Origin of the sequence: Halorubrum ezzemoulense (genome assembly GCF_004126515.1) — an archaeon.
Taxonomy (GTDB): domain Archaea; phylum Halobacteriota; class Halobacteria; order Halobacteriales; family Haloferacaceae; genus Halorubrum; species Halorubrum ezzemoulense.
This window is the reverse complement of record NZ_CP034941.1, coordinates 54,813-76,083: the sequence shown is the minus strand read 5'-3', so window position 1 is coordinate 76,083 and position 21,271 is coordinate 54,813. Positions and strand designations below refer to the sequence as shown.

The following is a 21,271-nucleotide window of genomic DNA, read 5'->3' as shown; positions in this document are numbered from 1 at the left end:
TATGCCGGATGAAATCACTGGAACACACTCGTACCGGGATTTCATCGATCCGAGCGCCCCAATGTACCTCTCTGATCTAGACATCCTCGAAGCCCTCCAAGACAAAACCCACGTCACTCCACACCGGCTGGCACAGGATCGCTTTCGGGAGAACGTACTTCGTCTACAACTCCGTGATCTCGAACGTATCGGTGCTGTCACTCAAATAGGGCTGGAAACCTATCAGGAGAACTCCTATGGCTCAAGACTTCTCCGAGATCCGCCTGAGAAACACATAGAGAACGTTATTCTTGATGTTGAGGGGATATCTCCGGACGCATTCCAAGCAGACGACTGGCGGCTTCGTGACTTCGGCTCCGTCAACGCTCAGGTAATCAAACAGCTCAACAAAGAGTTCTACGAGGAACCAGGCTCTACCTACGGAGAGGTACGAGAAAACGAACCGGGGCTGACAAAACAGCGGATTTCTAATGTCATAGACTCAGATATCCGCCGCTTGATCCGGGAGTTTCCCACCACCGCACCGCTTCCCGAAGCATGCGCTCACTGGATTCGAGCAATTGTCGGGCTCCACCTTTTTCCCGACGCAAACCACCGAACTGCGACAAACTCGCTTGAATATCTTGTTGAACAGTCTGACGGTCCGAGTGATCGAATTATCACCCCGTCTATTCCTCGTTTTGTTCTTCATTCAAAATATACTCGAACGTTCCAATCCGACGTTCGATACAACACGTTGTGGGCAAAAGATGAACTGTTCAGCGTCTGGCACCGATACTTTACTCACACACTCTGTCCGGGATTAGAAGAGCGCCGACCACACGATCCGCCTACAGAAACATTAGATCAAGTACTGGAAACAGCACGAGAGGTATTAAACGGAATTGAAAAAGACGCGTCGAACGATAGCGGTAGCTGATTTAATCCTCCGCAGTAGCGTGTCCCGAACCGACTTTCCCCATTTCGGCGTAAATCTCCTTGTTTTCTTTACGGAGCTCACGCATACGCTCCAAGGGGTCTTCTTCCATGCTGCTACATACGAAGTGGACTCGTGATAATGCTTGTGGTACGATGTACCTCTATAGTATTATCCGGAGTTTTCGACGATACGACCGTTGATTCGATACCCGCGTAGGTCTTGAAGAGATTTCTGGATACTGGATATCGGTGTGATACGTTGGTTCACTATTGCGGTACCCTTTCGAACTATGTCGGTGGGCTACGTTGTTGTTCTTACAACACAACTTCAACTGTTCAGATCTCGATCTAATATCAGTACCTCACAAAGCATTCTCGTCTAGCTGCTTCTGCGGCTTCAGTTCTGTGTCGAAGCGGTTGTACTGACGGTTTCGTAGAGAAAATCAGCCCGGATCGGCGGCGACCAGTCCCCGACGCGAAAGCGTTGTCACTTATTCCGCTGCCTTGCCCAGTCGGTGGTTAGCGGTAGAATCAGTACATCACAAAGCCGGTTAGTTGAGACGTCTGCTTACAGAAGGTGTGTCTAAAACCCAGCAAGCAGACGATGAAATCCACGAAGACCAACTCCTTAACTTCCTCGTCAACGCTCTTGACGAGGAAGTTGCTCTCACACTCGCCGAAAACGCCGAGATCGATGCTGAAGACATCTACGAGGTCCTCGTCGGCGCGTGCGCCGACGGGACCTCGGTCTCAACGCTCTGTGAGAAAAGTGAAGACGCCCCCCACGAAAATTCGGTTCTCTACCATCTCCGCACCAAATTCGACCTTGAGACGCTTGAGCAAGTCGGAAACGCGCTCCTTCAGAAGGACGTTCTCGACGTCCTTCCCCAGCAGGTGGAGGTCGTTTCAGACCTCCACCTGCGGCCCTACTACGGCGACGAAGATGGGACAGACGGCCTGTACCACTCACAAGCGAAGCGTGGAACGACTGCGTTCCACGCCTACGCCACACTCTACGCGCGTGTGAAGAACAAACGCTACACGCTGGCGGTGCGCCGTCTCGAAGACGGCGACACCGCCAGCAGTGTCCTCGCAGAGTTTCTCGGTATCCTCGACAGCCTTGACCTCGAGGTCAAGGCCGTCTTTCTTGACCGCGAATTCTACGACAGCAAGTGTTTGACGCTGCTTCAGGCACACAACCACGCCTACGTCATGCCGATCGTCCGCTGGGGACAGACGATCAAGCAAGAACTCTCGGAAGGCTGGAGTCGCGTGATTCAACACGACATGACGGCGAAACTCGACGGTCACAGCTGGACCGTCGAGTTTCCCGTCTACATCGACTGTACGTACCAAAACGGACGGTACGACGAACATGGAGTGGCGCGTCACGGCTACGCCGCTGACGCGCCGTTCATCGATTCACCACGAGACGCTCGATACCACTACGCGAAACGCTTTGGTATCGAGGCCAGCTACCGACTCTCCGAGCAAAGTATTGCGACGACCTCGACACAAAATCCGGTCGTACGGCTGCTGTACGTCGTGGTGAGCTTGTTGTTACAGAACGTCTGGCGGTATTTACACTGGGAATACGTGGCGACGCCCCGCCGTGGGGGGCGTCGCCTCTGGAAGTGGTCGTTCAAGGAGTTCATCAACATGATTCAACGGGCAGCGTGGACGGCCCTCGCGACGCGTCGGGCCGTCCCCGCAAACCGACCACCAGACGACCGGTTTACTCGCTAATCTCCGACCGGGCTAGCCTCCGCCAGAAGTGGCAACGCTGTCGCGTCGGCGGCAGCCGCCGCCGACAGCGACAGCTCTCCGTCGGTTCGTCGACGATCTTCTCGTCAAGACCACCCAGCACAACCGCTCCGCCACAGAACTCAGGCTTCAGAAACAGCTAGCTGAGGATGCTTTGTGAGGTACTGAATATGGGAGGCAGTCCTTCGGTAGATTTGAATGAAGTGTACCTCACAGGGGTTCGTCTGAAACCGGTCGGCGGCGAGCCAAAGACCGAGACTGCGGTAGCTTCAACCGGCTGTGTTGAATCGCCATACGGAGGCGAGGTAGGCCGCTAAATCAAAGGAATTGAAGCGGGAGAGTTCCGTCGACCATGACGCAAATCTCCCGCTTCATCGGGGAGGTTGTACCGGTTGCTCAAAGAGTTACTGGCGATGGAGGCGAATCCGCCGCCCCGGACGGTGGCGGCGGATTCGCCGACTACGCACTCGTTTCCCTTCACTGTCTGCGGATTTACCTCGATTTGTCGTACCGCATGACGATCGACCTGCTCAAAGAGATGCCACAAATAATCGGGGAGATCGGCCTTAACGCGGCCGATCTCCCCGCCCCGTCCACGTTGTGTAAGGCGTTCGACCGGATCAGCATGAGCGTCTGTCGAGTGCTGCTGCGCCAGTCGGCGCAGCTGCACGATCTCTCTGAACACGCCGCGATCGACGCCACGTTCTACGACCGCTCACCAGCGAGCCGCCACTACTGCCAGCGAATCAGCTACCGCGTTCAGAAGCTCAAAGTCACGAAACTCGCCGATACAGCGTCGCAAGCCGTCATTGACGTTCACTGCTCAACGAATCGGGAAGGAAGTGACACGGACCTCGCAGAGCAGATCGCCCGCCGGAATGCGGGCGACCTGCGGTCTCTCGCGGTCAATAAAGGCTATGACAAGCAATCGCTCCGCGAAGGATTATGCGATCTCGGGATCAGACCGCTGATCAAGCACCGCATCTTCGGACCGTACGACCACGCACACAACGCCAGAATCGACGATAATCGCTATAATCAGCGCTCTATGACCGAAACTGTGAACTCGGCTGTGAAGCGCTCGCTCGGCTTCGCCGTGCGAGCGCGGTCATGGTTCCGTGAGTTCCGCGAAATCGCGCTGATGTGTGTCGTCTATAACATCAAACGCTTCGTCAAACAGTGAATCTCTCCGCCTTACAGCGATCCAACACAGCCCCTGAAACAGCCGGTCGGTGAATTCTCTGTATTGACCGTGATCGGCCTGGAACATATCTCCTGCTGAGGATCTCAACAGAGCCAGGGACGTGAAATACAGTCCTCGAACGCAGTAGTTCGATCACCCGTCGTGGTCAATATACCCGGCTTCCCATTCAGTCCGAGCTTCGATTTCTCTAGTGCCCCGGCGAGTAGTGCTGTACTCGTTGGTCCGTCGGTCCCGCTGACTCTTTTCGATGAGTCCCTTCTCAACGAGCGTGTCGAGGTTGGGATAGAGCCGCCCATGATGGATTTCCTTTTCGTAGTAGTCCTCCAGCTCGTCTTTGATCGCGAGTCCGTGGGGGTCATCAAGTCCGGCAACTACGTACAGCAGATCGCGCTGAAAGCCAGTAAGATCGTACATGTCGCAATTTTCGTAGTCGAGTTTTGAAATACTATTGATCTGGTGACTGCGTGTTATAGAATACGTTTCACACCCTCTATACAGTGATTTTGACTGCTTCATCTCAAGCTTGAGTTGGAGAAGCACCGTATTCCCGTCTCGATAGTCGGTGGCTGTCGTGGGGCAGATGCTACAGCGGAGACTGGATCTCGGTGGAGAGTGTTTTCAGGTTTGCTGTCGCGAGCTCGTCGGTTGCGATAAGCCGAAGTCGGGGGCGACCGATGTCTAGTGGGACTTTTTCAGTCTCGATGAGGCCAGCATCTTCGAGTGCTGATTTGGCCCGTGAGAAGGTTGCTTTCGAAGCGATACCTGTATCCTCTCCCCATTTCGAGATGTCGTAGAGGAGGACCTCGTTGCGGGCTGCGAGGATAAGCATGATCTCGACGATACTGAGGTATTCGTTGCTGTTGGAAATCTCTTCAGCGTGTGCGAGGACTTCGTTGAGTTCGTCAGCGACATCGTCGCCAATCTCCTCCCGGAGCGTCTGTTTCACTACTGAGAGGGCAGGTGTCCGGAGGTGATACTGCTCGGCAGCCTCGAATCTGGAGTCGAACTCACCGTAGACTGATGGGACCAGTTTGGGATCCGAACTCGAGATACTGTGCTTGTCCATCACAGGAACAACAGCCTCAGACTCGGTTGTGAAAATAATATTCTGAACTGGCTCCGTGAGTGTTCGGAGGCTGAGCTGGTCTCGGTGGATGAGCTCGGCTAGCTTTGATGCTGTGAGAAAACTGTAGAGGGCGTCTTTGATTTCGTCTGAGTCTGCGAGCAGCCTGACCTTAGGCTGGTCCTCAGCCGTTACTGCTTGCTCTGCGAAGGCTGCGATTTGTTCAGAGCGAGGATTGATAAACAATGCTGGCTCCTCTCGTTCGAGAATCATCTGAGTGAAAATGTGTTGTTTGGTCATATTTTGTAATTTTATCGATATGTACTTAACAGATGTGATATCTGAGGATTGGACTACTTTGTCGGTTACGGGATAGATCTGACTATCCGTTTCGAGTACGCTCATAGGAAGCAGATTGTTGGTCGCAGTAGTGACCCTCGATCTGGGGTAGTAGAATCCATGGTGGTTGTACAACCGTCATACCACCCAGTCTGTAGATGGGTGACAGACTCGCGCAGTGTATTCAGCAGCGCCCACGAGATCTTCTCAGTTTCTGTCAGTAGTAAGGTACGAGATACAGAGAGTGAGTTCAGCAGTCTCTGTTAGCGATACAGCCGATTAGCAGCAGTTGTTTTCATCGGGGTTCCACGTACACGCATTCCCCGTGGTCAGGCTGTTTTCCTCGATGTATGCCGTGAGACACGCGTAGTTACAAAAGTACTGGGGGGAACCGCAGTTGTCGTCACAATCACGGACACAGATTGGGTCGTGGTCGAAAATTCGGGATTCACAGTACGCGCAACGTTTGTCCGCATTCGGAGTCGCTACAGTCGTGGACATATCTGTCGTAGGAGGAGCACCCCAGAAAACGTTTCGTGAGTTACGCTTCACCTTGTGGCCGATACGCGCCCTCTATCTTGCATAGCCTGAGGTGACCTACCCAGAGCCTCAAGATACAGAGGTTGTATTCAACGAAGGGAGATGCCGATAGTAGCATTTCAGCTACTGACACAGCGGGCAAGTTTTTCGTATGATCAGTAAAGTGAGAGAGACGTATGTCCTCCATCGAGTCATTCCCGATAAAACGCGGCACAGCACGGTTCACCGAAGATTACGTATACTTCCAGGAATCGTTTTTAGGGTATATTAAGTCACTCTATCGAGATTACTGGCAGCGCGGAACGTGGTGGTCTAGTACTGTCCTTGTCGGCTACTTGTTTGTATTTCCAATCGGCATCTGGTGGGTGGTCAGCGTGGTTCGCGGTGGTAATTTTCTCTACATCGCTGCCCTTGGCGGGTCGATCCTCGTACTCTGGGCAGTAAATTACGCACGTGGGTTCCGCTCGCCAGACCGAATTCGACTTGATGCGATCCAGCAGGTCTCCGCAACGGATGGCATAAAGGGACTAACACGTCCCCGACTTGTAATTAAGTATACCGACGCGAGAACAACTTGTAAACGTCGCGTGAACCTCCCGTCACTTTACACGAGAGGTGGAGAGACAGGATACGAACAGGCACGGGAAGCGTTTGCCGAACGCGGCTTCTGAACGGCGTTTTTATTCAGCGGGAGCTTCTCCTGAGAAAGGTACGGTAATGCTGAATATGCGCTCTGTATCCAGCACAATCTCGACGAACTATCAGCGACCGCGAATTTCAATCACGCCGTCTCTGGATGTGTTCGAATCTGCGACTGTCGACTGTTTTTAGCGACACTCTGGCTTGTCTCGTTCTGTGGGCTCGCCGCTCGCTGCGGTCGCGACTGCGGTCGTTCTGGCGATGGGCTGTTCGTCGTTGACGCCAATAAAAAGGATCTCGACTGAGTCTCCCGGGTCCATCGGGCGGTCGCCGCTAAAATCGATCGGATACCTGTTTTCGACCCGGAAGAAAGGCTCGTCATCGCCGCGAGCGATGTCGTTCTGGTTCGACTCGACGTACTGCTCACCAATATCTGCCACATCGGTCCCGGTTCCCCCCGCTTGATACCGGTTGTGAGCCATCCGGATCGTCAGTGTCTCACCGACGCCGAAATCGCCGGTACAGAACTCCCCGACATCGCCGTCGTGGAACGTCTGAGCGGTGTCCGCGTCGAAGCGGTTGGGATTCAGGAACCGAACCTGACCGCCCTCGCCGTCGCTACCCTCCCAGCTGACCAGTATCGAACCGATCTCGTCGCCTTGGAAGCTCGGCCCCGCGACGTAGGGCACTCGAACGACGTCAATGTCTCCGCGGGAGGGATTGCTGTTACCATTGTTCCACCCACCCCACGATCGGTGTTCGGGCCCGAGCGTCACCTCCGTGTCGCCGAACCCGCGCAGTTGCTGCGGCTCTGGGAGCTCGCTCTCGAAGTCAAGAATCACGACGCTGATGGTAGCAGCGAGTATCACCACGATGGCGACCATGAGAATCGTGGCAACGACGGTCGTAACGCCGCGGTCACGGCTACCGTCCATCGCTCACTCCGGCGCAGGCGACCAGACTGCCACTCATACCAATACAACGGCCTGTTCCGGGGGTATACATTTCGATCCACATATCAATTCTAATATTAGTCATCACTGTCTAGTCACACGCCACATGAGAGTGGGAAATACGCGCTCTATTCAGTATGCCCTGTTGAGATCCTCATGAACTGGAAAATATCGCGTGCTGAATAGAGGGAATGTAGTGACCGGCCCGCACATTGAACGCTTAGCAGCGTCACCAAGTGACGTACAGGTTGCGGGCCGTCACATCCTCATTCGTTTGGTGAGTGTAATGCGCCTGTCGATGGCGTTCAATTATAGCGGATATCCACTCAGCGGCGAGTGGGTTAAGCTACGCCGCGCGTTTCAGTATCTGTGGGACCACAACGACCTCGAGACAGGCGAGTACGAGTGTAAACAGACGCGCTACGCCACTAAACACGGTAAACCCGATTACAGCGATAATCGCGGCGTTGATGAACGGAACTCCGTAATGAAACACCGGTTGTTCGAGTACAGAGGGCATCAGTTTATACTGTAACAGATCATATATAAAACCTTATAAAAAGCAACGAGGGTAACTGCGGCGTCGGATCTGTCTCTTACGGGAGTACAAGGAGAAAGCCTCGCGCTTCAGCGCGAGGAGGATATCAATCGTGACTCCGATCGCTGTAGTTTGGTTAAGAAGGCGATCCAAATATAGTTTTCAGCTACCAGCTGTCTCAGTCTATCTTTTGCTAGGAGGATGGGATTCCAACGAAGTCAGTTGTGTAATATTTATTTGCTGGTAGAAATCACTCCATCTTGTGGTTCCATTAGGTTCCCTCTCTCAATCGGCGAGTTGCCCTGATTACTTGCGGATTCGAGTTGAGTAACTCATGGCTCCACACATACACGTTTCAGAGCCATAACCTCACGATCCAGATCAATGTCAACACGCCCTCCATCTGACGATTCAGACGAACAGTCATCCGATGATGAGCTCACCGACTGGCCACCAGGCAACTCGGATCAGCACGAGTCGTCCCCACCGTGGATTCCGCTTGGCATTGTTGGCATCCTTGCTGTTGCCATAGGGTGGTTCTTCCGACCGTGGCTCCATGGACTCATCTACGCGGTGTACACGACGCCGCTACTGCTGTTTGGTATCGTTGCCGGTAGCATCGCTGCGTGGGCCACCGCACGGGCGGGCGGTGGCGTTGAGACGGTCGTCAACGCGTTCACCAGCAATGACCACACGATTACCCCACTTCGTGTCGGGGTAGTCGTCCTCGTGATCACTGCGTTTGCGCTGATGCCCGTCGCCAACGCGGTTGCCGGCGTCACATTGAGCGACCAAACGATGAGCCAGACAGCCACCGTTGAGCGACTCGACGATGTTGATGCCGATAATCCACGTATCGTCACGCGAGCGGTTGCCGATCGGTACGCATCGAACACGCTCAATCGGCCGCAGTACCGCGTCGGTGACACAGACATTAGCGTGGTGAACGGGACTCCCTACTGGGCGGCACCGCTCGCTCCGGACGGCCTGTTCAATAAGATCACCAAACGACAGGCCGGGACCGTCCTCGTCGATGTGACAACCCAGCAGGCGAATGTACGGTCCGTTGATGGCGAGCTTGAGACCGGTGTCGGGACGATCTTCCACCGGAACTATCGGTGGGAACTCCTCAAATCGCAGGCGTATCTTGTCGACTACGGTGACCCGAAAATGGTCATTCACAACAATACCCAATATATCGCCGTCCCGTACTCGGAACCAACATTCCACCTGACGCCGCTTCCGCACTCTACACCACAGTGGGGAGGCGTCGCCGTCATCGATCCAAGCGGTTCGATCGAAACGCTCTCTCCCTCTGAGGCTACAGCCAGCCCAATTCTCGACAATCAGCAGCTGTACCCTGAGAATTTGGCGCTTCAGTCGGTCGCTGCGACGAAGTACCGCAACGGAATTCTCAACACCTACACCAGTCACGAAGACGAAATTGAGATCGCACCGCTCCCCGGAGACGAAAATGACCAGCCGTTCTTTATCCTCTCTGAGTCAGGTCCGCAATACGTTGTCGCCGTCGAACCGTACGGCAACGCACAGGGACTTCAAGAGCTGTGGACCATCGATGGTCAAAACGGAACCTTCGAACGGTACGTGCCAGCCGACTCACTGTTCGGCCCACAGCGAGCAGCGGACCTCGTAAGGCAGTCAGCACCACAAACAGATTGGGACCGCTTTACCCCAGCCGAGCCGATCCTTACAGTTATCGACGATCGAGAGTACTGGCAAGTACGCGTCGTCCCTGAGGACAACAGTGGGATCGCATACGTTGCATTTGTCGACGCAAGATCCGGTGACGTCGATTCATTTGAACAGACTGACGCAATCACGCAGTTCCTCGGAGGGGAGACCCCAGTTGAGACACCCACAGAGACGGACCCAACTGACACGACTGCGGGGGCGCCGACAGTCATCGTCCAACGAGTTGCTGAGAACGGCACTGTAATCGAAACCATGACAGTGTACGACGACGAATCGGTCGAGATCCGGACACCAACAAACAGCACTGCTGGCACAGAGAACGCGACCGCTAGAGCGCCAGGAAGCTAGACACAGTTGCGTATACGGAAATTCGAGGCGAAAGTCTCATATTCACCGCGGGGACGAAGCCGATAACAGGGCAACAACCGCCGAAATTAAGCCACAGCGCATGTCGCGTTGACAGCCCCCTTGTGCTGTAGCGCGAGGCTTTCTCTTTATGACGTCGCCACTCGGTAGTATTATTACTTGTCAGCAGTCACCTGAAACGATGCCCTCCAAACGGACGTTCGCGAAGCGCGTAGCCGCGCTCGCAGCGACTGGGTTTGGAATCGGTGGACCGATCGACGCTCTGACCTCCGAACCGCCGCCCGACTCGTCCCTCGCGGTTGGCTCGACCGGGGCCACCGTCGAGTCGGACGGCGAGACGCAAAGCGACCAGGCCAGCCCAGGATCCGACAGGCCACGCTCCGCGGTCGCCGCTGGAAGCTACGACCCGGCAGCAACCACGTCAAGTGCCGTCGACACCGTCGTGACGGGCCGGATCGATCCGGCAGTTCTGACGGCGACCGGGCTCCCAAGCGGAATAGGGACTAGGGTTCAACGCCTCCTCGATCGGTACGAGAGCGTGTCGCTTGACGGCGTGCGACAGGCGGCCGGCAGCGCGGCGCTCACCGAGAAAGGACCAGAGGGGTGCGCGGTCGCGGTCGGTGACGTCAACGCGTCGGAGCTCGCTGCGGAACTCGACGCTGACCCCGATGTGGCCCGCGAGGTGAAAGACGACTCCGGGTTCGCTCGGTTCCGAGCGCGGAACCTAGGGTCGGCGGTCGCCGTCACGGCGGATGAACTCGTGGTGGCGTACGGCCCAACGCCTGCGGTTGCCGCGACACACCGCGACGCTGGACTCGACGGTGACCGCGGGCGTCGGGCAGGAACGACTGCGAGCTTCGGGTCGCTTCCGCCCTTGCTTGACGGCGACGCGACGGTGTGTGTCGATCTGGGAGCGGACGCCCGGGAACATCTCACGAGCCTGCTGGCCGACGCGCCGGGAGAGTTCCGAACCGCGGTCGACGCGTCGGCCGCAGTTGGGGCATCACTCCGTGTGACCGACAAGGGGTCCGAGAGCGGCGGAGCGCCCGGAGATGGTGGCAGCGGCTCAGACGGTCCGAGCGTCGCGTTGCGGTACGGCGCGGTCGCGGACCCTCGTCGACTTGACAGGGAGACAGCGGAGGCGATAGCAAGGGCGGCCCGCGAAGGAGAGACTTCGCTGTCGGACGCGACCGTCTCCAGACACGGACGGACCGTGATCGTCGACGCCGCCGCCGAGAGCGAGCTGTTCGCGTCCCACGCGTCGCTGTTCGACGCAGCCGTGGGCGACCCGATCGAGGTGACCGACGCGTGAGCGGCGGCGACGACCGCGGCGGCGTCTACCACGACACCGCCGATCGCGATAGAAATACAGACGTATCGACGGACAAACGCGCATGCGAATCCACGATGACGACGATACAGCACACGACGTCGCGACCGCGGCACCAAACGAGGACGAATCGATGAGTTCCGACGACTCGCCGTCGAGAACACCGGACGACACCGACAACGCGAACGCCGCGGCGGACGATCGGTCGACCGACGCGCGCTCGCCGCCGACCGCCGAGCGATCGGCTTCCGGAGACACGAGCGCGACGGGGTTCGACCGGATCGAGACGCGACACGCGGTCGGCGTCGCGGTAATCCTCGCGGTGGCCGCGGGGCTGCTGGTCGCGCCCGGCGTGTACGGCGCCGTCACCGGTCCAGACGGCACCGTCGCTGTGGTCGAAATCGACGGAACCATCGATTCAGCAACGGCCCAACACGTTGAGGACAACCTCCGCGACGCCCGCACGAACGACTCAATCGAAGCGGTCGTCCTTGAGGTTAACAGCGGAGGCGGCCTCCCCGCACAGAGCGAACGGATGTACGCCGCGGTTGACCGCACCGCGTCGGTGATGCCCGTCTACGCCGCCGTCGACACGCTCGGCGCGTCGGGCGCCTACCTCGCGATTGCGCCAGCCGACCGCATTTACGTCGCGCCCTCCGCGCAGGCGGTCGGCAGCGTCGGCGTCGCCGGCACCGCGCCGGCCCCAAGCGGTCCCAGCGCCGGGACGACCGGGCCGGACAAACGCGGGAGCGACCCGGACACCCAACGCGAGCGCCGACAGACGCTCGCGAACCTCTTCCTGGAGAACGTGCTCGAACAACGCGGCGAGGAGATCGAACTCGACCGCGAGGCGATCGCCCACGCCGACGCGTACCTTGGCACCGAGGCAGTTGAGAATGGCTTCGCCGACCGGTTTGGGTTCGTCGACGGCGCGGTCGCCGACGCTGCGAGCGAAGCGGGACTCAACGATTACGCGGTCGACACCCGCCGCACCGAGAGCCGCATCCCCGGCGGCATTCCGCTGTTGGAACAAGACGACGGTACGGTCGTCGTCGACGGCTCGAAAAAGCAGTTCGGCGACGGGCTGATACTCGCAGTCGCGCCGCAGGCGTGGGACGAAACTGTCGGCGACGACGTGATCATGACGAGCTACACTGGACAGTTACCTACAGACGGCGACGCAGCGGACGCGATGACTGACGACACGGCCACGGTCAACAGAGGTGACGGTGAATGAATGTCGACCTGCGAACGACGGTCGGCGCGTTCGCGCTGGTCTTCCTCGCGGTCGTCGGCGTCGCCGCCGTCGGCGGCGTCGTCCTTGACGGCGGATCGCCCGAGACCGACGCCGTTGCGGACGACCACTGGCGGTTGGACACGGTCGAGCCGGAAACCGTCAGCGAGGGCGGCGAGGTCGAAATGGAGAGCTCCGAACCGTCGAACACCGTCGTCGTCCACCTCGGCGGCGCGGCGGCTGGACTCGGCGGCAGCGCGCCGGTCCTACCGATCGAAGACGGCGATGCGCCCACGAAAGCGGACATCGGGTCCCTCGGCGGTGTCCGGCGCGGTGTCGCACCGCTAACCGCGGCGCTCGTCGAGAGCGGCCATGAGGTTCGGTTCTACGGAGGAGCCTTCGGCGCGGAACCGCTGCCGTCGCTGCTCTCGGACGCGGACGCGTTCGTCACCACGAGTCCCAGCGCCTTGTCGGCAAGCGATACCGACGCGGTTGAGTCGTTCGTCGAAGCCGGCGGTCGGACGCTTGTGACGAGCGATCCGGGCGGCACCGGCGCGCTTACCGACTTCGGCTCGCCGTTTGGCGTCTACGGTAAGGCGGGGTACGTATACGACATGGAGCACAACGACGCGAACTACCTCAGCGTACTCGGCGAGCCGACCGGCTCGGGGTCGCTGACGGAAGGCGTTGAGGAGGCAGTCTTCCGCGGCGCCGCGCCGATCGGCGTGGCCGGTGGATCGACAACGTTCACCACCGCGGAGACGTCACAACTGTCAACGACTCGTGAGACCGGCTCCTACGGGGTCGCAGTCCGTAGCGACTCACTCGCAGTGTTCGGGGACTCGAGCTTCCTCGAACCGGAGAATGCCGGCCGTGCCGACAACGGCGTGCTGATCGGCAACATCGCGGACTTCCTCGTGACCGGACCGAACCCCGACGTGTCATTTGGACCGGGAGCCGGTCCGGGTGGGGCAGTTCCGCCGGGGGCAACGGTCCCACCGGGCGGGACGACGCCGCCGCCTGAACCACCGGAGCCGTCGGGCAACGAGACTGACCCATCCGGCAACGCGACCGCGTAGTCAACGCCGATCCGTAACGGCGCGGTCGAGTTAATTTTGGCGTGAGTTTTGATGAACCGCCTCGGAGTCAAGCCTCAGGACACTCGCCTTGTTCATATTGTAGAAACAGCACCGCCATATTAAAACGCGATTCAGTGAAAAGCGCTACTGAGACCCCTACCAACACCCGATGTACCGAAACGCTCCATAAACTCTAATAGAACAGGAAACCGCTGAGCCGGCGCAGGAGGACGCTGAAAATTTCCTTCGATCTTCGGACCCGTCGGGGAGCGGACCGAAATACGAGGCGCGTGGGGAGACCGTGCTGGCGTTCTACGAGTATCTATGCGACCACCTAGGTGAGCGCGTGTCGAAAAGCGACCTGGAAGACCTTCGAGGAACGCGACCTCGACGTCGCCTACCCGTCGTTCGGGTCATTCTGTGAGAATTGGGTGAAAAAAACAAGTCGCAAGGCCGTGACTTCAACACGCCCACGCAGCTGCCCGGCGTGGAGATGGGCAGCGACGACTGCGTCTACATGGGCGAGAACAGCTACTCAAGATCCCTCTGGTCGATACTCTCCACTTCGGGGATATTAGGATAGAGCGTGTCTGTGGAGACGATAGGATCATCAAGTGTCTGGGCGGTTCCGGGATGGACGCCGTCAAAGATGTTCAACGAGTCGTACTGCGACCGCAGTTTGGCGGCGGCATCTAACGCATCGCCCCCGAGCGGGATTATCTCAATTCCCAAGTCGGCGATCTCCTGATAAGCGCGCACGACCCGATCACGTGGCCATTCGTCTTCCATCACGTACTGGAGTTCGATGCCGGTAGCGATGGACGTTTTCGGGGTATCTATCGTCTCCAGATCGGCCTCGCTGGCGAGTCAGTCGTCCTCCTTCAGTTCGGCGAGAGTGACATTCAGATCAAGATACACGTTTGCGCTCCAGCCGCTCCTTGAGATCTTCATGAGCGCGCTCCACAGGCTGGTCGTGGACTCGCTTCAGGCGCTCCTCCCGAACAACCAGTCGAGCGCCGTACCGCAGCGCTTCGGACCGAGAGCCGAAGACGCCATCCTCGACAAGAGCTCCTAGGCGTTCTACCAACTCCGACGGGAGTGAAACTGGCACAGATTTTTTTCACTGCTCATATTTATACGCATTCTATACTATTGTCTAAATTCATCGCGTAGAGTAAGTTCTCAACAGCAGCCAGCGCACTTCGATCACTCTCCCTCACCGCTGAGGGCGTACTTGGTCTTCACTTGGCCACTGCTGTAGGTCTCGACACTGTACAGTCGCCAGTTGGTGTTCGTTAATGTTGATATACAACCAATGCTGAATAAACTCTTACAGATAAGTATATTATAATTGTTTGTCAATAACTAACACTCCACGTGAAACAACGTGGTGGGAGACATTATGAACGGAATACAAGACGGAGTTGCGGTCGTCACTGGTGGTGGATCGGGAATTGGTCGACAGTCATCACTTCGGTTTGCCGAAGCAGGAGCAAACGTCGTTGTCGCCGATATCGACGAGGAGAGTGGCCACGAGACGGTTGAGATGATCACGAGTGACGGCGGCGAAGCGACGTTCGTCAAGACAAACGTCACCGACTCTGACGATGTTGACGCGATGGTACAGACGGCGCTTGACGAGTACGGCGGGCTTGACTTCGCACACAACAACGCCGGCATCGCAGATGAGGGTACCCGCCTTGCTGAATACGACGAAACACAGTGGGATCGGATGATCGACGTGAATCTGAAAGGCGTTTGGCGATGTCTGAAAGCCGAGATCACAGAGATGGTTGAACGAGGTGGTGGCGCCATCGTCAACACTTCCTCGGTCGCTGGTGTGAGTGCGAACGGAAGCGCACACTACGCGGCCAGCAAACACGGTGTTATTGGACTGACTCGGCGGGCAACAGTTGATTACGCTAAAGATGGAATCCGGTTCAACGCTGTCTGTCCGGGTGTTATCGACACACCAATGGTCAAACAGGCGGGAGAGGACAACAGCGAAGAGATGGACCGCATTACTGCGGGTATCCCAGCAGGACGCCTCGGTGAGCCAGAAGAGATAGCCGATACAGTCGTTTGGCTCTGTTCTGAGGATTCCTCCTACGTGATGGGACAGCCAATTATTGTCGACGGAGGGTTGCTTGCTCAGTAGCTGAACAAATATCGCAGCGGTGGCTTTCGTTACGGCGGCACCGTGGGGTGTGTTTTTTCATACTATACACCAGTTCCCGGGAGTTTCACACAATAGAAATAGCGATTTAATTCGACTTTGAAGCCCGTATACGGCTATTTACGGCGGCACTACGGTGTCTTCCCACCCCGCATTGCCGCCACAATTACAATTCAGCAGTCGGTCATCACTGGACCGAAGAGGTCGGTATGAGCTACCTGTTACGCTTGATCCACGCACAGAATTCGTCGAAATCCTTTGCGCCGGCCTGCTCGGCGATGCTCCGCAACGTTCCCATATTGACCTCGTCGTGTAGAGGGACCGGAACAGTACGCGCGTCCGAATCGTGGTCTGCGGGCGGTTCCCAGCGGAGTATCGCATGGTCACCGTTCGTTCGGTCCCACTCGTAGATACCGCTGTTCACCATCACCTTCACGATCTCTTTGCCCGAAAACGTTCCTTGTGCCATACAGTCACTGGAACACGTCAGACTCGTCCAGTGACCCAGAGTTGTTCTGTTCCGGGTTAATCCCCATCGTACGGAGTTCCTCGTCGCTCGGCGACTCTCCAGCACCGTGATAGCCGGCGACGGCCTCGTCGAGGTTTTCGAGCGCAGCCTCCCGGGTCTTTCCTTGCGACGTGACACCGGTGTCTTCGTCACGAGCAATCCACATGTCTCCGCTCTCGCCAACAGACAGTGAAATGTTGACCGGCAGTATGGGCTCCTCATCGCCGGGGTCGTCGATGTCTGTACTCATGATTCTAGAGAGGCTTGGGAGTCGAATAAATCTGGTGTGTGTAGTGGATCGTGTTGTATTCGCTCTCTGTATTCGGCATGAGCTTGACGAACTACTAGCGGCCGAGGATTTCAACAGATCCGCCCCTAGATGTGCTAGAATCCTACTACTATGGATCTCAAATCCTGTTTGAAACGTTCAAGAATCCCCCGTTTCCTGTACGCCTGCCCACTCAGATGTGATAAAATACCCTGCTACAATCCTTTACAATTGACACGAAGTCCGTGCTGTATAGAGCGCGCGTATCGGTCACGACACTGATTTCTCATTCGAAGACTGACGGAATATTATGCCAAATGACCAGTACCAGTACGAGTCAATTGGGGTAATTCGGACACCTTTTGAATCGCCGGAAGGGATGCCGATCCAACCAACTGGAGCGGATACCGTAGAGGGAACTGTTGAGCTAAAGGAGTCATACGTTAATGGGTTGAAAGACCTGGATGGGTTCTCTCACTGTATTTTGCTTTATCACTTTCACGCAGTTGCTGATACCGGTTCGTTACAGGTTGAACCATTTCTTGATGAAGAACAAAGAGGCGTCTTTGCCACCCGAGCACCACAGCGCCCGAATCAAATCGGCCTCTCTGTTGTTGAAGTTGATTCAATCACAGGACCCGAAGTGACCGTCCGAGGAATCGATGTCGTTGATGGGACACCGTTGCTGGATATCAAACCGTTCGTCCCTGACTTCGATGTTCCAGATGATGTAGACACAGGCTGGCTCAACGCATCGCGGTCAACAATCAAATCTAAACAGGCTGATAAGCGATTCCTCTGATGAACTCACCCTCTGTATCTCGCACGCCTACCGGAACACTCCTCTGAGTTAGTAGAATCCTCGGCGGTCAATACGCAGGATCTTTCCAACTACTAATTCAGACATGTTTTAACTGTAAACAACAGCTTGTGAATCGTTCTATGACACCCTTGACTATGGTAAAATTCATCTTGGTTATGGGTTGAGGCGGATTTCGAAGACAAACGAATGGGTGGACGGATATGGACCCCTTCTTTGGCTCCGTGAGCACCGACCGGTAACTGGTCGGTACATCTCCGGTTCCACACGTTCGGGTAACACATATAAAATATGTTTGTAGAAAGCTTTCTGGCGTTTATAATGCCGTCTGAAGCATAAGATATTCGCATCCCTTAGTCCATAGATAAATCCGAGACAGAGCGGACACTGGTCATGCCGTTGAAATACGAATCCGGGACAACCACACTGATTGCCGCGTGATCGCTATCGAAATTTCACCGAACTGAAGCCGACCGGCGAGGCGTCCTCCATTCCGGATATGATGCTAGACGATAGGGGTGAAGGTGCCCTCTGACGCCAACGCGTCACGACAAGCGCTGGTGGTGGCTCTGTTGCGCCGGCCGTGAGTGCCAGTCCTGTGGGGCGTCAGTCCTAGGCGGCCAGCTGAAATGCCGGTTCTCTCTCACCAACTATCTCGGAAGTAGCGCCACCAGCACGAACGAGATAGCGTCGACGACGATCCTCGGTATCGTCCACCTGGTCGTCGAGTCGACCACGTTCTACGGTGCCGTCGCGAAGGGCGTCGGCGCAGCGTTCGTTACCACCCTTGATCTGTGCGTTACCCGCTTTTGCGGTGGCGTACACTCGTATGGCGCGGCAAGTCGACCAGTTAGGACTTGACAGCGATGCAGTCGTGCTCCGCAAGCAGTTCCCGACCACGCTGTGTCAGCAGATAGCTCATTGGATTCCCGTCGGCACCCATTCCACAGGCATCGGACATCGGACAGCCGCTACAGGCCGCCGACTCACAGTCGATCGTGCGGAGGTACCCCTCACGGACCATCGAGTCAAGCATCCCACGGATGGCATCTTCCCGCGTGTCCAACCGGGTGGCGATCGTCGAGACGGGTACGTTTCGCGCGACCATCGCGAGGACACGACGGTAGGTACTCACGACGCAACCACCTCACGAAGTCGGTCGATAACAGCGATTCCGTCAACGTGACGGACGGCGGGGAGCGTGAGCAGAACGGCGATGAGTGCTGGCACGTACGGTGGCGCTAATGCGCCGAAAATTGCCCCTGGTGGAGCAATCCACGTCTCAGCGCCGCCCGGGATCGCTTCCAAGACCGCAGTCAAAAGCTGAGTTCCGGCCGTGATCCAGAGCATACCACTGGCGAGAACAACGGTCGCCCGCTCGCGTACACTGGGGACGTCGGCGAGGACAGCATGGGTGTACAGTCCGCCGGCGGTGGCGAGGATGATGCCACGCCAGAGGACGTAGGTGCCACCGATCGAGACTGGTCCGACTGCCCGACTGACGCCAAGGATCCCGGCGGCGAGTTCGATTCCGCCAACGACGAGCAGGCCGGCTCCGAAAAACGCCCAGTAGAGACGCGTAATCCGCATTTATGCCACCCCCATAACGATCCCAAGTAGATGGAACAGGCCGCCCCAGATGAACAGCGCTGCGATCAGCGTGGCGAGACTCCCAAGAAGGACGCGCGTGAGTCCGCCGCTGTTGCGGCCCTCCTTAATCAGCATAACGAAAGTGGCTACACAGGGAAAGTAGATACTGATCATGATTACGGACATTACTGTCTCGTAGGGAGTGAGTGCGATGGCGCTCAGCTGGGCGACGGCAAGGTCCTTCCGCATGAAGCCGGCGACAAGGGCGGGGACCGTGTCTGCCGGTACGCCGAACCAGCCGGTTAGCACGGGCTGGACTGCCATCCCAATTACACTCATGAGGTCAGTCACATAGAGTACGTTCATCACTCCGACACCCACGAGGACGAACGGCAAACCGGTCGTGAGAAAGCCGCGGGTGCGCATCGCGAGTTTCTGGCCGAGTGGTCGCGGCCGCGGCCAGCGAAGCGGTGGGATGTCGACAATAAACTCCGGTGTCGAGCCACTGACAACCCGGTTGAGGACGGCACCGAACACAAAGAAGCCAGCAATCAGATACAGGAGGATGAAGCCCGTATACTGGGGGATCAACGAGAGCATCACCCCCAGCTGGGCGCCACAGGGAATAAACACCGACAGCAAGGTCATCAATATAAACCGCTGTTTTTCCCCCTCTAGTGACCGGGTCGCCTCGACGCCCGGCACGTTACACCCAAAGGAGAGAACCATCGGCACGACCGCGAAGCCGTGTAGGCCGATCCGGTGGAAGAACGTATCGAGCAACACGGCCAGCCGTGGGATATACCCTGAATCCTCAAGGACGGATAGGATGAAATATAACGCAAGTAGCGCCGGAACAACAACGCCCACGGCGACGAAGAGACCACTCGTGAGCATCCCGAACGCCTCGAAGCTATTGGTTGCCGCCGGGTCGCCGACTAAGACGAAGTACACCCAAGTGCCCTCAAACGGGAACGTTTCCTGAAGCCAGGGTAGCCAGTACCGATCGAACAGGGGCACGAAGTACCCATCGGTGAAGAAGCCGGCGACGGCGCCGAAGAATCCCCACATCCCGTAGAGCACGGCGATTGCGAAGGGAAAGCCGGTCCACGGCGAAACCATCAACTGACCGATTTCGTCGGCAACCGAGGCCTCAGCGGTTTCGTACTCAACGGTTTGATCTGCGATTTCGTCAACGAGATCCCACCGCGCCGCAGGATCAAGCTGTGAGTCCATATCAGGAGCCGTTTCGAACGCGTGTCTGTACCTGTTCAATTGACGGGGCGTGTGCCTCATCTATCCGACGCTGGAGGGTTTTAATCCCCCGTCCCTCCGTAGCAACGGCCGGAACAACCGGTACGCCAAGCAACCATTCAACCCGGTCGACATCGATGTCGATCCCCTTGCGACAGGCCTGGTCCCACATATTGAGCGCCACGACGAGCTCGTATCCGCGTTCGATTAGCTCAAGCATGAGGTTGAGCCCCCGCTCAAAACGTGTGGCATCAATCACGCCGACAACGAGCACATCGGCAGCGTCTTCGAGGAGTTCGACCGTTACCTCTTCTGCGCGGTCTCGCGGATCAAGCGAGAAGGTGCCTGGCGTGTCGATGATGGGAATCGGATCACCGTCGATGACGAGCTCACCCTCGGCGTAGTCGACGGTTGTCCCGGGATAGTTCGACTCGGTCGCACTCGCGCCGGCGAGCCGGTTGAACAGCACGCTTTTGCCGACGTTTGGATGTCCGACGAGGAGTATCTGCGAGGGATCGGACATCACTCAACGGAGAGTTCGATCCCTTGAGCGCACTGTCGACTGATCGACGTCACCGACTGATCAACCGCAACAACCAGTGGACCATGGAACGGCTGTTTGGACCGCACCTCAAGCTCGCGTCCGGGTCGAATGCCCATCGCGAGGGCGCGATCAGATACGTCTTCGTCGACCCGCTCAATCGTTCCGGTCTGTCCGCTTTCGAGGGCCGCCACGTGGGTGCTACCGACGGACGACCCGTTATTCGTCTGTTCAGGTATGACCGAGGCGATGAGTCCAGAGAGCATTATTATACTCACTCGCTCTGACTCAGTATTTTTTGGCCCGCCTAAAAAGTACTGCGGTCGTGACGCCGCCACTGCGACGAACCCATTCGCGGGTACCATTACGGCACTACGGTGGTTCTACAATACTGCGATACCGGGTGTCCAAGCAATACCGTTGTCTGCCGGGCG

General features: G+C 57.2%; 23 protein-coding genes and 1 pseudogene. 12 read left to right on the top strand and 12 right to left on the bottom strand.

Annotated features, from left to right (window positions below; genetic code table 11):
• Nucleotide 1 precedes the first annotated feature (1 nt).
• The 3 genes from EO776_RS16020 to EO776_RS16010 all read left to right on the top strand — a co-directional run bounded on the left by EO776_RS16020 (nucleotide 2) and on the right by EO776_RS16010 (nucleotide 3,865).
• Nucleotides 2-919 (top strand): hypothetical protein, encoded by a 918-nt coding sequence (locus EO776_RS16020; RefSeq protein WP_129452569.1) that lies wholly within the window; start codon nucleotides 2-4, stop codon nucleotides 917-919.
• A 578-nt stretch (nucleotides 920-1,497) separates the two neighbouring features.
• The gene (locus EO776_RS16015; RefSeq protein ID WP_129452568.1) at nucleotides 1,498-2,664 is read left to right on the top strand and encodes an ISH3-like element ISH3B family transposase; all 1,167 of its coding nucleotides are present in this window, start codon (nucleotides 1,498-1,500) and stop codon (nucleotides 2,662-2,664) included.
• Between the two features lie 370 nt (nucleotides 2,665-3,034).
• Nucleotides 3,035-3,865, top strand: a complete 831-nt coding sequence (locus EO776_RS16010) for an IS5 family transposase (RefSeq protein ID WP_094580663.1) — start codon at nucleotides 3,035-3,037, stop codon at nucleotides 3,863-3,865.
• Nucleotides 3,866-4,018: 153 nt separating this feature from the next.
• Here EO776_RS16010 and EO776_RS16005 read toward each other — a convergent pair whose 3' ends face one another.
• The 3 genes from EO776_RS16005 to EO776_RS19455 all read right to left on the bottom strand — a co-directional run bounded on the left by EO776_RS16005 (nucleotide 4,019) and on the right by EO776_RS19455 (nucleotide 5,789).
• Nucleotides 4,019-4,300, bottom strand: coding sequence for a helix-turn-helix transcriptional regulator (locus tag EO776_RS16005; RefSeq protein WP_004599500.1), 282 nt, complete (start codon nucleotides 4,298-4,300; stop codon nucleotides 4,019-4,021).
• A 169-nt stretch (nucleotides 4,301-4,469) separates the two neighbouring features.
• Nucleotides 4,470-5,354: a transcriptional regulator TbsP domain-containing protein gene (locus EO776_RS16000; RefSeq protein WP_246041549.1), complete on the bottom strand. Its 885-nt coding sequence runs from the start codon at nucleotides 5,352-5,354 to the stop codon at nucleotides 4,470-4,472.
• A gap of 213 nt (nucleotides 5,355-5,567) precedes the next feature.
• Nucleotides 5,568-5,789 (bottom strand): hypothetical protein, encoded by a 222-nt coding sequence (locus tag EO776_RS19455; RefSeq protein ID WP_094520762.1) that lies wholly within the window; start codon nucleotides 5,787-5,789, stop codon nucleotides 5,568-5,570.
• Nucleotides 5,790-6,004: 215 nt separating this feature from the next.
• On the opposite strand from EO776_RS19455, the gene EO776_RS15990 reads away from it, so the two are divergent.
• Nucleotides 6,005-6,499, top strand: a complete 495-nt coding sequence (locus EO776_RS15990; RefSeq protein ID WP_094520761.1) for a hypothetical protein — start codon at nucleotides 6,005-6,007, stop codon at nucleotides 6,497-6,499.
• Nucleotides 6,500-6,655: 156 nt separating this feature from the next.
• Here the strand turns inward: EO776_RS15990 and EO776_RS15985 are convergent, their stop codons facing one another.
• The gene (locus EO776_RS15985) at nucleotides 6,656-7,402 is read right to left on the bottom strand and encodes an archaellin/type IV pilin N-terminal domain-containing protein (protein WP_129452567.1); all 747 of its coding nucleotides are present in this window, start codon (nucleotides 7,400-7,402) and stop codon (nucleotides 6,656-6,658) included.
• A gap of 940 nt (nucleotides 7,403-8,342) precedes the next feature.
• On the opposite strand from EO776_RS15985, the gene EO776_RS15980 reads away from it, so the two are divergent.
• The 4 genes from EO776_RS15980 (at nucleotide 8,343) to EO776_RS15965 (ending at nucleotide 13,680) form a co-directional block, all read left to right on the top strand.
• A complete protein-coding gene (locus EO776_RS15980) occupies nucleotides 8,343-10,019 on the top strand; it encodes a hypothetical protein (RefSeq protein ID WP_129452566.1) in 1,677 nt (558 codons plus the stop codon).
• Nucleotides 10,020-10,218: 199 nt separating this feature from the next.
• Nucleotides 10,219-11,349: a hypothetical protein gene (locus EO776_RS15975; RefSeq protein WP_129452565.1), complete on the top strand. Its 1,131-nt coding sequence runs from the start codon at nucleotides 10,219-10,221 to the stop codon at nucleotides 11,347-11,349.
• 151 nt (nucleotides 11,350-11,500) lie between these two features.
• Nucleotides 11,501-12,604, top strand: coding sequence for a S49 family peptidase (locus EO776_RS15970; RefSeq protein ID WP_129452690.1), 1,104 nt, complete (start codon nucleotides 11,501-11,503; stop codon nucleotides 12,602-12,604).
• Nucleotides 12,601-13,680 (top strand): hypothetical protein, encoded by a 1,080-nt coding sequence (locus EO776_RS15965; protein ID WP_094580660.1) that lies wholly within the window; start codon nucleotides 12,601-12,603, stop codon nucleotides 13,678-13,680. Before EO776_RS15970 ends, EO776_RS15965 begins: the two co-directional genes overlap by 4 nt.
• Before the next feature lie 531 nt (nucleotides 13,681-14,211).
• Here the strand turns inward: EO776_RS15965 and EO776_RS15955 are convergent.
• Nucleotides 14,212-14,469, bottom strand: coding sequence for a PIN domain-containing protein (locus tag EO776_RS15955; protein ID WP_241897914.1), 258 nt, complete (start codon nucleotides 14,467-14,469; stop codon nucleotides 14,212-14,214).
• A gap of 16 nt (nucleotides 14,470-14,485) precedes the next feature.
• On the opposite strand from EO776_RS15955, the gene EO776_RS15950 reads away from it, so the two are divergent.
• Together EO776_RS15950 and EO776_RS15945 are read left to right on the top strand one after the other, a co-directional pair.
• Entirely contained in the window at nucleotides 14,486-14,755 is a 270-nt protein-coding gene (locus EO776_RS15950) for a hypothetical protein (protein ID WP_246041548.1), read from the top strand.
• A 327-nt stretch (nucleotides 14,756-15,082) separates the two neighbouring features.
• Nucleotides 15,083-15,838, top strand: coding sequence for an SDR family NAD(P)-dependent oxidoreductase (locus EO776_RS15945; protein ID WP_094521201.1), 756 nt, complete (start codon nucleotides 15,083-15,085; stop codon nucleotides 15,836-15,838).
• A 232-nt stretch (nucleotides 15,839-16,070) separates the two neighbouring features.
• On the opposite strand, the gene EO776_RS15940 is transcribed toward EO776_RS15945, so the two are convergent.
• Nucleotides 16,071-16,325 carry a type II toxin-antitoxin system HicA family toxin gene (locus EO776_RS15940; RefSeq protein ID WP_007344157.1) on the bottom strand — a complete coding sequence of 85 codons (255 nt, stop codon included), beginning with the start codon at nucleotides 16,323-16,325 and terminating at the stop codon, nucleotides 16,071-16,073.
• Between the two features lie 4 nt (nucleotides 16,326-16,329).
• Nucleotides 16,330-16,614 carry a type II toxin-antitoxin system HicB family antitoxin gene (locus tag EO776_RS15935; protein WP_049933568.1) on the bottom strand — a complete coding sequence of 95 codons (285 nt, stop codon included), beginning with the start codon at nucleotides 16,612-16,614 and terminating at the stop codon, nucleotides 16,330-16,332.
• Nucleotides 16,615-16,942: 328 nt separating this feature from the next.
• Here EO776_RS15935 and tsaA point away from each other — a divergent pair, with 328 nt between their 5' ends.
• Together tsaA and EO776_RS19450 are read left to right on the top strand one after the other, a co-directional pair.
• Nucleotides 16,943-17,434: a tRNA (N6-threonylcarbamoyladenosine(37)-N6)-methyltransferase TrmO gene (gene tsaA, locus EO776_RS15930; protein ID WP_094521187.1), complete on the top strand. Its 492-nt coding sequence runs from the start codon at nucleotides 16,943-16,945 to the stop codon at nucleotides 17,432-17,434.
• Between the two features lie 448 nt (nucleotides 17,435-17,882).
• Nucleotides 17,883-18,226 (top strand): annotated as a pseudogene (locus EO776_RS19450) (hypothetical protein); the annotation flags it as partial.
• A gap of 76 nt (nucleotides 18,227-18,302) precedes the next feature.
• Here the strand turns inward: EO776_RS19450 and EO776_RS15920 are convergent.
• The 5 genes from EO776_RS15920 to EO776_RS15900 are packed head-to-tail and all read right to left on the bottom strand — an operon-like array spanning nucleotide 18,303 to nucleotide 21,103.
• Nucleotides 18,303-18,587, bottom strand: coding sequence for a FeoC-like transcriptional regulator (locus tag EO776_RS15920; RefSeq protein WP_094521188.1), 285 nt, complete (start codon nucleotides 18,585-18,587; stop codon nucleotides 18,303-18,305).
• Nucleotides 18,584-19,042 carry a hypothetical protein gene (locus tag EO776_RS15915; protein ID WP_094521189.1) on the bottom strand — a complete coding sequence of 153 codons (459 nt, stop codon included), beginning with the start codon at nucleotides 19,040-19,042 and terminating at the stop codon, nucleotides 18,584-18,586. The genes EO776_RS15920 and EO776_RS15915 overlap by 4 nt, the downstream gene beginning before the upstream one ends.
• Complete coding sequence (locus tag EO776_RS15910) at nucleotides 19,043-20,278, bottom strand: nucleoside recognition domain-containing protein (RefSeq protein WP_129452563.1); 1,236 nt, start codon at nucleotides 20,276-20,278, stop codon at nucleotides 19,043-19,045.
• A 1-nt stretch (nucleotide 20,279) separates the two neighbouring features.
• Nucleotides 20,280-20,819, bottom strand: a complete 540-nt coding sequence (locus tag EO776_RS15905; protein WP_129452562.1) for a FeoB small GTPase domain-containing protein — start codon at nucleotides 20,817-20,819, stop codon at nucleotides 20,280-20,282.
• A complete protein-coding gene (locus EO776_RS15900; protein WP_186279069.1) occupies nucleotides 20,819-21,103 on the bottom strand; it encodes a FeoA family protein in 285 nt (94 codons plus the stop codon). The genes EO776_RS15905 and EO776_RS15900 overlap by 1 nt, the downstream gene beginning before the upstream one ends.
• Between the last annotated feature and the right edge of the window lie 168 nt (nucleotides 21,104-21,271).

What these genes read in the sequence shown, in the direction of transcription:
- EO776_RS16020 (WP_129452569.1), top strand. Translation starts at nt 2, where the DNA reads ATGCCGGATGAAATCACTGGAACACACTCGTACCGGGATTTCATCGAT.
- EO776_RS16010 (WP_094580663.1), top strand. Translation starts at nt 3,035, where the DNA reads ATGACGCAAATCTCCCGCTTCATCGGGGAGGTTGTACCGGTTGCTCAA.
- EO776_RS16005 (WP_004599500.1), bottom strand. Translation starts at nt 4,300, where the DNA reads ATGTACGATCTTACTGGCTTTCAGCGCGATCTGCTGTACGTAGTTGCC.
- EO776_RS16000 (WP_246041549.1), bottom strand. Translation starts at nt 5,354, where the DNA reads ATGAGCGTACTCGAAACGGATAGTCAGATCTATCCCGTAACCGACAAA.
- EO776_RS19455 (WP_094520762.1), bottom strand. Translation starts at nt 5,789, where the DNA reads ATGTCCACGACTGTAGCGACTCCGAATGCGGACAAACGTTGCGCGTAC.
- EO776_RS15990 (WP_094520761.1), top strand. Translation starts at nt 6,005, where the DNA reads ATGTCCTCCATCGAGTCATTCCCGATAAAACGCGGCACAGCACGGTTC.
- EO776_RS15985 (WP_129452567.1), bottom strand. Translation starts at nt 7,402, where the DNA reads ATGGACGGTAGCCGTGACCGCGGCGTTACGACCGTCGTTGCCACGATT.
- EO776_RS15980 (WP_129452566.1), top strand. Translation starts at nt 8,343, where the DNA reads ATGTCAACACGCCCTCCATCTGACGATTCAGACGAACAGTCATCCGAT.
- EO776_RS15975 (WP_129452565.1), top strand. Translation starts at nt 10,219, where the DNA reads ATGCCCTCCAAACGGACGTTCGCGAAGCGCGTAGCCGCGCTCGCAGCG.
- EO776_RS15970 (WP_129452690.1), top strand. Translation starts at nt 11,501, where the DNA reads ATGAGTTCCGACGACTCGCCGTCGAGAACACCGGACGACACCGACAAC.
- EO776_RS15965 (WP_094580660.1), top strand. Translation starts at nt 12,601, where the DNA reads ATGAATGTCGACCTGCGAACGACGGTCGGCGCGTTCGCGCTGGTCTTC.
- EO776_RS15955 (WP_241897914.1), bottom strand. Translation starts at nt 14,469, where the DNA reads ATGGAAGACGAATGGCCACGTGATCGGGTCGTGCGCGCTTATCAGGAG.
- EO776_RS15950 (WP_246041548.1), top strand. Translation starts at nt 14,486, where the DNA reads ATGCCGGTAGCGATGGACGTTTTCGGGGTATCTATCGTCTCCAGATCG.
- EO776_RS15945 (WP_094521201.1), top strand. Translation starts at nt 15,083, where the DNA reads ATGAACGGAATACAAGACGGAGTTGCGGTCGTCACTGGTGGTGGATCG.
- EO776_RS15940 (WP_007344157.1), bottom strand. Translation starts at nt 16,325, where the DNA reads ATGGCACAAGGAACGTTTTCGGGCAAAGAGATCGTGAAGGTGATGGTG.
- EO776_RS15935 (WP_049933568.1), bottom strand. Translation starts at nt 16,614, where the DNA reads ATGAGTACAGACATCGACGACCCCGGCGATGAGGAGCCCATACTGCCG.
- tsaA (WP_094521187.1), top strand. Translation starts at nt 16,943, where the DNA reads ATGCCAAATGACCAGTACCAGTACGAGTCAATTGGGGTAATTCGGACA.
- EO776_RS15915 (WP_094521189.1), bottom strand. Translation starts at nt 19,042, where the DNA reads ATGCGGATTACGCGTCTCTACTGGGCGTTTTTCGGAGCCGGCCTGCTC.
- EO776_RS15910 (WP_129452563.1), bottom strand. Translation starts at nt 20,278, where the DNA reads ATGGACTCACAGCTTGATCCTGCGGCGCGGTGGGATCTCGTTGACGAA.
- EO776_RS15905 (WP_129452562.1), bottom strand. Translation starts at nt 20,819, where the DNA reads ATGTCCGATCCCTCGCAGATACTCCTCGTCGGACATCCAAACGTCGGC.
- EO776_RS15900 (WP_186279069.1), bottom strand. Translation starts at nt 21,103, where the DNA reads ATGCTCTCTGGACTCATCGCCTCGGTCATACCTGAACAGACGAATAAC.